Raw genomic sequence first — 12600 nt, forward strand, 5'->3', positions numbered from 1 at the left:
TTATTTAAATTTCCAATTACTGACAATTCCAACAATAAAGATTACAATAAGTACAAGTTCAAACAGTAATAATAAAGAAAAAATTAACATTCGAATTGTGAAGTATTTTTTGTTATAGAAGCCTTTGAATGTTTGATAGTAACTGTAAATCGGAAGGGATAAAATGACTATAAAACTTGCGAAAGACATTATATCACTTAAAAAATCAAAGTAGATTGTAAAATCTAAAAATGAAATTATAGAGCTAAAAGTATTTACCAATAGAATTCCTAAAAAAGTAATACCTGCAATAATAAAATGTTCACTTAAATTCAATTTACGTTTTCTAAACAAAACATATCCATTGATAGCAAACAAAGGCACAAATGAAAAAATAATTATTTTGGCATAATCACTGAAAAACTGCTCTATTTTTTCTCCTAAAGCATTACTTACTCTCTCATTAATTTTTGGATTATAAATTTCAGAAAGATTATCATAGTAAGAGGATAGAAAAATATTAAGCCCTATGAGAAGTAGAATTAGATAAAATACATTATAGTAACGAATTCTTTTCCCTTCAATATAATCAATCGCAGCTTTTCCAGGTCTAATTAAGGATTCTTTTGCAGTAAACAGCATCCCTTTATCAAAATGAAATAATCCATGAAGTACATCATGAAAAATAAAATGCTTAAAGGTTATTCTGTGGATGTTTGTTTTTTGTCCACAATTACTACAGAAATTACCATTAGTTTCAAAATTACAATTTAAACATTTATTAGGAAGGCTCATAAATTAAAATTTGGTTTACAATAATAAAAAAAAATCAGCCAAATAAGGCTGATTTTAAAGATTATTTTTTGTTTTCAATCCATTTTCTGGCATTAACAAAGGCTTCTTCCCAAGGCGAAACTTCGTCGTTTCTATCTTTTGGATAATTAGCCCAGTTCCACGGGAATGTAGAACGTTCAATATGAGGCATCATCACTAAGTGACGACCTGTGGTATCACATAACATGGCAGTATTGTAATCAGAACCATTTGGATTAGCGGGGTAGCCTTCGTAACCGTATTTGGCTACTATGTTGTAATTTTCTTCTCCCATTGGTAAGTTGAATTTTCCTTCACCATGCGATACCCAAACTCCTAAAGTACTTCCGGCCAAACTAGATAGCATCACCGAATTGTTTTCTTGCACTTTCACTGAAGTAAAAATGCTTTCGTGTTTGTGGCTGTTGTTGTGAAGCATTTTTCCGTGTACTTCGTGCTCTGGATTGATTAATTCCAATTCCATCAACAACTGGCATCCATTACAAATCCCAACAGATAAAGTATCTTCTCTTTTGTAGAAATTGGTTAATGCCGTTTTTGCTTTTTCATTGTATAAAAAGGCTCCAGCCCAACCTTTGGCTGATCCTAAAACATCTGAATTAGAAAAACCACCAACGGCTCCAATGAATTGAATGTCTTCCAAATTCTCACGGCCCGAAATCAAATCGGTCATGTGAACGTCTTTCACGTCAAATCCAGCTAGGTACATCGCATTCGCCATTTCGCGTTCCGAATTACTTCCTTTTTCACGAATAATAGCTGCTTTTGGACGTGGTTTACTTGCGTCAATAACTGGTTTTTTCCCTGTAAAATGAGTTGGAAAACTAAATTGTAACGCATGGTTTTTATAATTGTCGAAACGTTCTTTTGCCGTTCCGTTTTTAGCTTGTTTTTGATCTAATAAATAGGAAGTTTTGAACCAAACATCTCTATATTCAGCAATGTCTAATTTCCAATTAGCGATTTCTAAAGTAGGGGTATTGGTTACATTACCAATTTTGAAAAATTCAATTTGATTGGCATTTAATTTTGCTTCAACTTCTGCATCAGATTTCGCTTGCAACACCAATCCGATATTTTCAGCAAAAAGAATTTTAACTAGGTCTTTTTCTGCGAAAGCACTAAAATCCAATTGTGCTCCTAAATTCACATCAGCAAAACATAGTTCTAAAAGCGTAGTGATTAATCCACCACTTCCAATATCATGTCCAGCTACAATTTGGTTGTCGCCAATTAATTCCTGAATGGTATTGAATGCTTTTTTGAAGAAAGCGGCATCTTTAATAGTTGAAGTTTCAGTACCAATGGTATTTAAAATCTGTGCAAAAGAAGAACCACCTAATTTAAATTCATCTTGTGACAAATTGATATAATAAATAGAACCAGCTGTAATTCCCTCGCCAGGGAATCTGAATACTGGTTCTACTACTTTTCTAATATCTGTACAATTTCCACCTGCTGAAATGATCACTGTTCCTGGCGCGATTACTTCGTCGTTAGGGTATTTTTGCTTCATCGAAAGTGAATCTTTCCCTGTTGGGATATTGATTCCTAATTGGATAGCAAAATCCGAACAGCCTTCTACAGCAGCATACAAACGGGCATCTTCTCCTTCGTTTTTACAGGCCCACATCCAGTTGGCTGACAATGAAATTCCTTTTAATCCGTCTTTGATTGGCGCCCAGATAATATTGGATAAGGATTCGGCAATAGCATTTCTACTTCCGGCTACAGGATCAATCAAGGCAGCAATTGGTGCGTGACCAATAGAGGTTGCAATTCCTTCTTTACCATTGTAATCCAAAGCCATTACACCACAATTGTTTAAAGGCAATTGTAACGGACCTGCACATTGTTGTTTGGCTACTTTTCCGCCTACACAACGATCAACTTTATTGGTCAACCAGTCTTTACAAGCTACTGCTTCTAACTGCAATACTTCTTTTAAATAGGAAGTGAATTGAGTTGCGTCGTATTGAACGTCTTTATAATTATAAGTAACGGTTTTATCGTTCATTATGGTTTTTGGTGAACTACCGAAGAAATCTTCCAAAGCATAATCCATTGGTTTCAACCCAGTCGATTTTGATTCGAAAGTAAAACGATGATCAGCAGTTACATCACCCACTTGGTACATAGGAGAACGTTCTCTGTCGGCAATGCGTTGTAAGGTATCGATGTCTTTTTGACCAATAACCAATCCCATTCTTTCTTGCGATTCGTTTCCAATAATTTCTTTAGCCGAAAGCGTTGGATCTCCTACAGGTAATTGGTCTAAATCAATCAGACCTCCCGTTTCTTCTACTAATTCTGAAAGGCAATTCAAGTGTCCACCCGCACCGTGATCATGAATCGATACGATAGGGTTTGAGTCGCTTTCCACTAAACCACGAATGGCATTGGCAGCACGTTTTTGCATTTCTGGATTCGAACGTTGAATGGCATTCAATTCAATTCCTGAACCAAAAGCTCCTGTATCTGCAGAAGAAACGGCAGCACCACCCATACCAATTCTATAATTTTCACCACCCAAAATAACGATTTTGTCGCCTGCTGAAGGTTTGTGTTTTATTGCTTGATCTAACTTTCCGTAGCCAATTCCGCCCGCTTGCATGATTACTTTATCGTAACCAATTTTGCGGTTATTTTCTTGGTGTTCAAAAGTTAAAACCGAACCTGTAATTAGGGGTTGCCCAAATTTATTTCCAAAATCAGAAGCACCATTCGAGGCTTTAATTAAAATATCCATTGGAGTTTGGTACAACCATTTTCTCTCGGCAACACCATTTTCCCAATTTCTATTATTTTCCAATCGAGAGTAGGAAGTCATATATACTGCAGTTCCTGCTAAAGGCAATGAACCTTGACCACCTGCCAAACGGTCTCGAATTTCTCCTCCTGAACCCGTTGCAGCTCCGTTAAAAGGCTCTACGGTTGTTGGAAAATTATGTGTTTCTGCTTTTAATGAAAGCACCGAATTAAATTCTTTTTCTTGATAAAAATCAGGTTTATCAGCACTTTTTGGTGCAAATTGTGTCACTTTTGGTCCTTTTATAAATGCCACATTGTCCTTGTAAGCCGAAACAATATCATTTGGATTTTCTTGAGACGTTTTCTTGATTAATTTGAATAAAGAAGTTTCTTTTTCTTCCCCATCAATTACGAAAGTTCCATTGAAAATTTTATGACGACAGTGTTCTGAATTGGCTTGAGAAAAGGCAAAAATTTCTGAATCGGTTAATTTACGACCTAATTTAGTCGATAAATTATCCAAGTATTCTACTTCTTCTGGGCTTAAAGCCAAACCTTCTGTTTTGTTATACGCATCAATATCGTCAATATCCAAAATAGGTTCTGGCGTAACATTGATGGTAAATATATCTTGGTGTAATTCAGTGTATTTTTGCGAAAGCATCGGGTCGAAATCCGTAAAATCTTCTGTAGCGTAATGAAATTCTTCAATTCGAATGATTCCTGTAATTCCCATATTCTGGGTAATCTCAACAGCATTGGTACTCCAAGGCGTAATCATTGTGGCGCGTGGCCCAACAAAAAAATCCGCTAGAACGGATTTTTCAATTTTATGCGCGTCGGCAAAAAGCCAGTTTAGTTTTGAAATGTCTTCAGCCGAAATTTCTCCTGAAGCTACAGTATTGTTTGTTTGAACGGCAAAAACAGTTTTGCTTTGGTTTTCAAAGAAATGAATCATTATATAAGTTTGTTGTATTGTACTGCAAATTTAATGTAAATAAACAGTTCAGACAAACACCAAATAGAAAGACTTATTAAAAATTAGTTAACAAAAGGTTTGTTTTGGTAGGCTCCTAAATCAGGTGGTAATGTTCTAGTATTTCCCTTAATGTCTAGCGGAATTAAATAAGTAGCATTTCCTTTGGCAACAGCCGATGAACTTCCATCGATATTGAGTTTGTTTTTAGTAATACTTTGAAATTTAGGATCCTGGTTTAAGATAATGGCATTATAATGCGTCGCATCTGTTGTAAATTGATATAACGGATTTGCAGCTGCTGATTTCGAATCAAATTTAATCAAGCAATTATTAAATTGGTATTCAAAAGCGGTACCTGTTTTTTTATTCAGTTCCAATTCGTTAGAGTAGGCACCATAAATAATGCAATTGTTGAAAGTCGCTTTACTAAGCGCATTCGTTTCTGGAACGCTACCTAATTTGAAATTGCTCAAGGTAACTGCCATTTGATTGGGATTATTCCAATTGTTATTAAACGTACAATGGGTAAAGGTATAATTTCCGCCATAAATACAAGCTAACGCAGCTTGTCCTGCATTATTAATTACCAAATTTTCTGCGGTTATTTTTGCGTTTTGGGCTAATACTCCATAGTGAGTAGAATTGTAAATCTGTGAGTTTTTGATGCTTGTATTACTTCCATTATTGTTTTGTATTAACAAGCCGATGGATGCGTTTTTAATTGTTAGGTGATTGATATTGTTATTGATAGCTCCTTCATTGATCCAAACAGTTTCCCATTGTCCAGGCACATTGTCATAGTCAGATTGGAGTCGGTCACCTTGAAAAACAACTTCATTTTCGAGTTGGCTAGTTGAAGATTTACTTCCGTTAATTTGAAGCGAAGCATTGTTACCCACAATCAATCCTGAATTGGCATGAAAATAGACTCTAGCACCCGCGTCAAAAATAGCTGTTTTTCCTGAAGGAACGCCAGCATATCCATAAACAACATAAGCTTTTTGATTGGTAAAGCGCAATTGAGAATCGTCTAAATAAAAACCTTCTACGGTTTTGTTTCCAACAGATATCGTTTCTTTACTTCCGTTGGGTAAGCGCTTTGGAAAAAGGAAAATAGCATCTTTGACTAAAGTTACCAATGCTACTTTTTGAAGGTTTACACCGCTGTCAAATTCAATTTGGTCAGTGTATAAAAAGTCGGTTGAATTAGCATCTGCTGCATTGACGGTAGTTTCAATGAAAATATACAGACTGTCTTTGGCTAAAAGTGTCACATTTTGAAAAAGTTTTCCTTGATTTCCAGATATACCATCCACCGTCATTCGGTATTTGGAATTCAGTCCTTTGCCTAATTGAATCGAAGGAATCGAGATATCTTCGTTACTTTTGTTGTACACTTTGAGTTGGAATGTACTGGAACCTATGGTACTGAAAACAGTATCTAAATAAATGGTGTCTTGAGAAAAAACTAAATCTCCTTTGCTGGCAACCGTCTCAAAATCGGAACGGCAGGCACAAACCGTAACTAGGATTCCGATAAGAAAGAACAACCGATTCAATTGCATGGGTTTAGTTTTTTGGTAAAAATAACGAATAATTTCATATGCCATAACAACATATTTTTTAACTTTATGTCCAATCCCAATTGAATCCAAATCTATGGCGAATACCTATACCCAAATTCACCTCCAATTTGTATTTGCAGTAAAATACAGAAACGGACTTATTCATTCTTCCTTTAAACAAGAACTGTATCAATACATTTCAGGAATAATTAAAGCGAATAATCATAAATTATTAGCTATAAATGGAATGCCGGATCATCTTCATATTTTGGTAGGTATGTGACCCTCCCAATCGGTTTCTGATTTGATGCAAGATATTAAAGCGAATTCATCAAAATGGATCAATGAGAAAAAGTTTTTAAAGGTAAAGTTTGAATGGCAAGAAGGCTATGGTGCTTTCTCGTATTCTAAATCACACGTTCAAAATGTTATTCATTACATTCAGAATCAAGAAGAAAAACATAAAGTAAAATCGTTTAACGAAGAATATTTAGATTTTTTGAATGCTTTTGAAATTGATTATGATGAAAGATATGTTTTTAAAGATCTAATTTAAATGTCATCCCTAACGGGATTTTTCTCTCGTTACTATTTTTTGTTACCAATATTAAATCCCTAACGGGATTAAAAACAGAGATATTCAATTTTATTATTGATAACTCCGTAGGTGTTACATTTGGGTAAAATGTCATCCCTAACGGGATTTTCTCTTATTATTGCTTAATGTTACCGAAATAAAATCCCTAACGGGATATCTAATTATATCATAATAAACTCCGTAGGAGTTAAATTTCGGTAGGAAATTGATTATCGCCCAACCAATTAGTCCCGTAAGGACGATATCAAATATCATTAACTCCGTAGGAGTTGTATTTTGGTAGCCCCCATAGGGGCGATATTTGTATTGTTTGATTTCGATAAAATTGGCTATTTTTACATCTTCAAACACAAGACTATGACATTTGATAAACAAAAGATATTAGCATATTGCAATGAGTTTGCTGCGACCACATTGATGGGAACTTTAAATATTGAATACGTAGACGCAGGAGAAGATTTTTTAGTAGCCACCATGCCTGTAAACCCTTCAGTTCATCAACCTATGGGATTGTTGCACGGCGGAGCGACAGTTGCTTTGGCAGAAAGTGTGGGTAGTGCGGCTTCGATGTTGTTTGTTAATTCGGATTTGTTTGAAGTTCGCGGAATAGAAATCGCTGCCAATCATTTGAAGTCAAAACGCAACGGAATAGTTACTGCTACTGCCAAAATTATCCACAAAGGGAAAAGCATTCATCTTTGGGAAATCCGAATAGTTGATGAGAATGACAATCTAATTTCGATTTGCAAATTGACAAATATGGTGTTGCCAAAACGAAAAACCCAATAATAAGAAAACATTCCTATGATTTCATTAGTCGATAAAATTGCTCTTCATCATCAGCAAAATTTTCCTTTTGTGGTGTATTGTAAGCCTAATTCGGATACCGTTTTGGGTTTGTTTCAGCAAAATGATAAGCTGTTTAAAGTAAACGATTTTATCGAAAAAGGCTTTGTTTTTGCTTCTTTTGACGGAAGTCATAATTACATTATTCCAGAGAATGAATCGGAACAATGGAGCGAAGATTGGATGAGCAATTATGAAAGTATTTTGCTAAACGATTTTGATGTAAAAGAGGATGAATCAGCAAAAACTAATTTTCAGGATTTAGTGGGTAAAGGTATTCAAGCCATACAGAATAATGAATTTCAAAAAGTAGTTTTGTCAAGAAAGGAAATTGTGTCTGTAACTCACTTTGATTTGGTTGCTACTTTTCAAAAATTGGTGCAGCAGTATCGTTCGGCATTTGTGTATTGTTTTCACCATCCAAAAATTGGTATTTGGTTAGGCGCTAGTCCGGAACAATTGCTTAAAGCAAATGTTGATTCATTTGAAACGATGGCGTTAGCGGGAACGCAAAAAGTTGCAGGAGGCGAGACTGTTATTTGGCAACAAAAAGAACAAGAAGAACAACAATTTGTAACGGATTATATTGTCTCAAAATTAAAGGAGGCGAGTGCCGAAATTCAAGTTTCGGAGGCATATAGTGTAAAAGCTGGTACTCTTTGGCATATTAAAACGGATATTTCAGGTGTGTTTGGACAAGAGCTGAATTTAAAAAAAGCGATTCAGTTATTGCATCCCACTCCGGCGGTTTGTGGTGTACCTAAGGCTATTTCGAAAGCTTTTATTGTAGCCAATGAAAATTACAATCGTAGTTTTTATACGGGTTTTTTAGGTGAATTGAATCGGAATTTTGCATCGGATTTGTTTGTAAATTTGCGTTGTATGCAAATTGAAAATAATCAAGCGCATTTGTATATGGGTTGCGGCATTACGAAAGACAGTGATCCTGAAAAAGAATGGAAGGAAAGCGTGAATAAGTCCATGATTATGAAACGAATATTGTAGAAATACAATTACATTAACAATATCAAAATAAAACTAAGATGAAATTAGATATACTAGCTTTTGGAGCACATCCTGACGATGTTGAATTGGGTTGCGCGGGGACAATTTTAAAAGAAATTTCTTTGGGCAAAACAGTGGGTATTGTCGATTTGACTCGTGGCGAATTGGGTACGCGTGGTTCGGCAGATTTGCGAGACCAAGAAGCAGCAGCTTCGGCTCAAATTTTGGGTGTTGCAGTACGTGAGAATCTTCGTTTTAGAGATGGTTTTTTTGCGAATGATGAGGCGCACCAATTGGAAGTAATCAAAATGATTCGAAAATACCAACCTGAAATTGTTTTGTGCAATGCTATTGAGGACCGACATATTGATCATGGCAAAGGAAGTCAATTGGTTTCGGATGCTTGTTTTTTATCGGGTTTAATGAAGATTGAAACGCAGCTGGATGGAGAAAATCAAAAAGCGTGGCGACCTAAATTAGTCTATCATTACATCCAATGGAACGATATCAAACCTGATTTTGTAGTGGATATTACTGGTTTTACTGATAAAAAAGTAGCAGCTATTTTAGCCTATAGTTCTCAATTTTACGACCCAAATTCCAATGAGCCAGAATCTCCAATAACGAGTAAAAACTTTTTGGAAAGCTTAAATTACCGTTCTAGAGATTTAGGACGTTTAGTAGGAGTAGAGCATGCAGAAGGTTTTACAGTAGAAAGGTGTTTGGCTGTCAATAGCTTAGGAGATTTGATATAAAATCGGGATATTTTTTTAAAATTTTCTTTGCGAAAGTGAACAATTGTGCTATATTTGCACCCGTTATACAAATGGTGGTTGTAGCTCAGCTGGTTAGAGCATCGGTTTGTGGTGCCGAGGGTCGCCGGTTCGAACCCGGTCATCCACCCAAAAAGCAAAAGCCTCGAAGCAATTCGGGGCTTTTTTTGTGGAAATAATTGAAATAAAATAGCTAAGTTTATATTCATCAATTCGACATCAATATGACTCCAATAATTACTCCAAATCAATTACTTGAAACTGTACAAACCAACTCGATAGTTTTGGTTGACGCCACTAATAGTCCGACTGCTTATCAGAATTACCAACAATACCATTTACAGGGCGCTTTATTTGTGGATGTCAATACTCAACTAGCAGACATCAAAGAAGATGTTTCCATAGGTGGTCGCCATCCGTTACCAACGCTCGAACAGTTTTCTAAAACACTAAGTCATTTAGGCATCACACTCGAAACTTGGGTGGTGGTGTATGATGATAAAAATGGAGCGAATGCAGCAGCCCGTTTTTGGTGGATGTTACGTTCTACTGGACATCAAAAAGTACAAGTATTGAGTGGTGGTATTCAAGCGGCGATTCAAGCGGGGTTTCCAACTAGTTCAGCCGTTGAAGTTCCAACTCAAGTTGAATCGTATCCTATCTCACATTGGCAATGGCCTACTATTGATTTGCAAGGAATGGATGAAATGATACAAAAAGAACATTTTGTAGTGATTGATGTGCGCGAGTCAGCCCGCTTTAAAGGAGCAACAGAACCAATTGATTTGGTTGCGGGACATATTCCAGGTGCGACTAATATTCCGTTTACGGCTAACTTAGACGCCAAAGGTTTCTTTTTGTCTCCTGAAGCATTGAAAACGAAGTATGAAAAAGCATTTGAAAATATTCCACAAGAACATAGAGTCGTACATTGTGGTTCGGGAGTTACGGCTTGTCATACACTTTTAGCACTAGCTGTCGCTGATTTACCACTACCTAAATTGTATGTGGGTTCTTGGAGCGAATGGTCTAGGAACAACAGAGAAATTGATGTTGAAAACTAAGGTCTGCTGAAAACTAAAAATAATTTTTAAGTTTAAGTTCTACTATTTTTCGAAATTGTAAATAAAATTTAACCACATAGAAACATAGGTTATTCATTAAACCTAAAGAATGGATAGAAACAGCACTGTTTTTCACATAGCTATGTGAATAGTAAAACGTCTATCCTCATCTTTGTAATAACTATCAAGTCTATGTTTCTATGTGGTTAAAAAATATAATGATTATACTCAACTAGTGTATTTAACTCAAAAGCATTAAGATAGTAAGAGAATTAAGGCTTAATGAAACTTAATATCTTAATGGTTCATAAAAAAAGCGCTTTGAATTTTCAAAGCGCTTTTTTGTACTACTTAACAAATAAGTTATTTTTTATCCGCATCCACTAGAATTCGATTTTTTCTGTTGGCTAATTCCCAAGCCACAACAAAAGCCAATTGTGTTCTTTTTTCTAAAGCATCGTATTCAATTTTATGAGCTTCATCTGATTTTTTGTGGTAATCTGCGTGTACTCCATTAAAGAAAAATACAGATGGAATACCGTGTTTTGCAAAATTATAATGGTCAGAACGCTCGTAAAAACGATTCGGATCTTTAGGGTCGTTAAAGCGATAATCCAAATCAAGACCTACATATTTTTGGTTCATTATAGCGCTAATATGATCTAATTCTGCAGACAAACGATTGGCTCCAATGATATATACATAATTGTTTGTATTTGCATGTAGTTCGTCGCGACGACCTATCATATCAATATTCACATCTGCAACAGTATTAGCTAAAGGAAATAAAGGATTTTCTGAATAATAACGTGAACCCAACAAGCCGTGTTCTTCACCGGTAACATGTAAAAACAAAATAGAACGTTTTGGTCCGTTACCCTCTTTTTTTGCCAATTGAAAAGCTTGAGCTATTTCTAATAAAGCAGAAGTTCCCGATCCGTCATCATCTGCACCATTGTAAATCTCTCCATTTTCAATACCCACATGATCGTAATGCGCTGAGATTACGATTACTTCCTCAGGCTTTTCGGTACCTTCAATAAAAGCCCAAATGTTTTCAGAATTGGGTAAATTTCTATTTCGTTTGCCATTTAAAAAAGATGCAGGAACAGCTTGGTAAAAATCTGAAGCTCCTTTTGGAAACGACACATTGTTTTTTTGGTATTCACTAATTAGGTAACGACCTGCTTTTTTTTGGCCTGCCGAACCAGTTTCGCGGCCTTCCATTGAATCAGCAGCAATGATGTAAAGGTGTTTTTTTAAATCTTCTGCAGTAATAGTTTTCATGTATTTAGTAGGGTCACTCTTGCTGTTAGAGCTTACTAAAGCTCCATTTTTACATGAAGTTCCCAAAGCAATTAGGGAAAGGAAAAGTAGTTTTTTCATTTTAATTTAAGTGTAGGTTAATCTATTTATTTAATACTTCGTTTAAGAATAATTGCATGTGTTCAAATGAACGTTTGGCTGCTTTTTCATTATAAGCTGCTCCTTTAGAATTGTCATTTCCAGCATCAATATCTGTAAATGAATGTACTGCATTGGCATAATACACCATTTCCCAATCCGCTTTTGCATCTCGCATTTCTTGTTGGAAACCTGCAATTTCTTCTTTCGATACAAATGGATCATCAGCACCGTGACAAGCTAATATTTTAGCGTTAATTGGAGTTATTGGAAGTGCAATGTCTCTACCTAAACCTCCATGAAAAGAAACAACTCCTTTTACTTTTAAATTTTTTCTTGCGGCTTCCAAAGCGCCAGTTCCTCCAAAGCAGAAACCAATTACGGCTATGTTATCTGGATTAGCTCCTGATTGAATTAATTGTTCCAAAGCCAATTCAATACGCTTTTGATACAGATTGGTATTTTTTTTATAAAAACCTGACATCTTTGCTGCATCAGCAGTGGTTTGAGGGTAATTTCCTTCTCCATAAATATCAGCCACAAATGCATGATAACCTAATTGGGATAACTTTTCAGCAGTTGCTTTGGCATGGACATCGATTCCTTTCCAAGCAGGTAATACTAAGATTCCTGGTTTTTGAGCGCTAGCTTTGGTGGGCTGAATAGCCATACCATTAAGCACTTGTGCTGCATCTTTGTACTGAACTGCTTTTAGTTGAGCAAATACATTAGCAGTAAAAAATGTGAGTCCAATTAAAAAGTATTGTATTTTTTTCATTTTTGGTTTGTTTACAACAAATAT

Annotated in this window: 9 protein-coding genes, 1 tRNA gene and 1 pseudogene; 6 read left to right on the forward strand and 5 right to left on the reverse strand. The window is 35.6% G+C overall.

From position 1 onward, the window contains the following. The 3 genes from LPC23_RS06645 to LPC23_RS06655 form a co-directional block, all read right to left on the reverse strand. Complete coding sequence (locus LPC23_RS06645; RefSeq protein WP_229329017.1) at positions 1-774, reverse strand: DUF3667 domain-containing protein; 774 nt, start codon at positions 772-774, stop codon at positions 1-3. A gap of 61 nt (positions 775-835) precedes the next feature. Then, entirely contained in the window at positions 836-4522 is a 3687-nt protein-coding gene (gene purL, locus LPC23_RS06650) for a phosphoribosylformylglycinamidine synthase (RefSeq protein WP_229329019.1), read from the reverse strand. A gap of 83 nt (positions 4523-4605) precedes the next feature. Beyond that, positions 4606-6153 (reverse strand): right-handed parallel beta-helix repeat-containing protein, encoded by a 1548-nt coding sequence (locus tag LPC23_RS06655; protein WP_229329021.1) that lies wholly within the window; start codon positions 6151-6153, stop codon positions 4606-4608. A 49-nt stretch (positions 6154-6202) separates the two neighbouring features. Between LPC23_RS06655 and tnpA the strand changes: the two are divergent. The 6 genes and pseudogenes from tnpA (at position 6203) to LPC23_RS06685 (ending at position 10394) form a co-directional block, all read left to right on the forward strand. Further along, positions 6203-6664 (forward strand): annotated as a pseudogene (gene tnpA / locus LPC23_RS06660) (IS200/IS605 family transposase). Between the two features lie 399 nt (positions 6665-7063). Beyond that, positions 7064-7495 (forward strand): PaaI family thioesterase, encoded by a 432-nt coding sequence (locus LPC23_RS06665; protein ID WP_229329023.1) that lies wholly within the window; start codon positions 7064-7066, stop codon positions 7493-7495. A gap of 15 nt (positions 7496-7510) precedes the next feature. Continuing rightward, entirely contained in the window at positions 7511-8557 is a 1047-nt protein-coding gene (locus tag LPC23_RS06670; protein ID WP_229329025.1) for an isochorismate synthase, read from the forward strand. Positions 8558-8595: 38 nt separating this feature from the next. Continuing rightward, the gene (gene bshB1, locus LPC23_RS06675; protein WP_229329027.1) at positions 8596-9312 is read left to right on the forward strand and encodes a bacillithiol biosynthesis deacetylase BshB1; all 717 of its coding nucleotides are present in this window, start codon (positions 8596-8598) and stop codon (positions 9310-9312) included. A gap of 74 nt (positions 9313-9386) precedes the next feature. Next, positions 9387-9460, forward strand: a tRNA-His gene (locus LPC23_RS06680). A 94-nt stretch (positions 9461-9554) separates the two neighbouring features. Next, positions 9555-10394, forward strand: coding sequence for a sulfurtransferase (locus LPC23_RS06685; RefSeq protein ID WP_229329029.1), 840 nt, complete (start codon positions 9555-9557; stop codon positions 10392-10394). Positions 10395-10757: 363 nt separating this feature from the next. On the opposite strand, the gene LPC23_RS06690 is transcribed toward LPC23_RS06685, so the two are convergent. Further along, entirely contained in the window at positions 10758-11780 is a 1023-nt protein-coding gene (locus LPC23_RS06690; RefSeq protein ID WP_229329031.1) for a M28 family peptidase, read from the reverse strand. A gap of 22 nt (positions 11781-11802) precedes the next feature. Beyond that, positions 11803-12576 (reverse strand): dienelactone hydrolase family protein, encoded by a 774-nt coding sequence (locus LPC23_RS06695; RefSeq protein WP_229329033.1) that lies wholly within the window; start codon positions 12574-12576, stop codon positions 11803-11805. Positions 12577-12600 lie beyond the last annotated feature (24 nt).

The organism is Flavobacterium ammonificans (genome assembly GCF_020885975.1).
Lineage (GTDB): Bacteria > Bacteroidota > Bacteroidia > Flavobacteriales > Flavobacteriaceae > Flavobacterium > Flavobacterium ammonificans.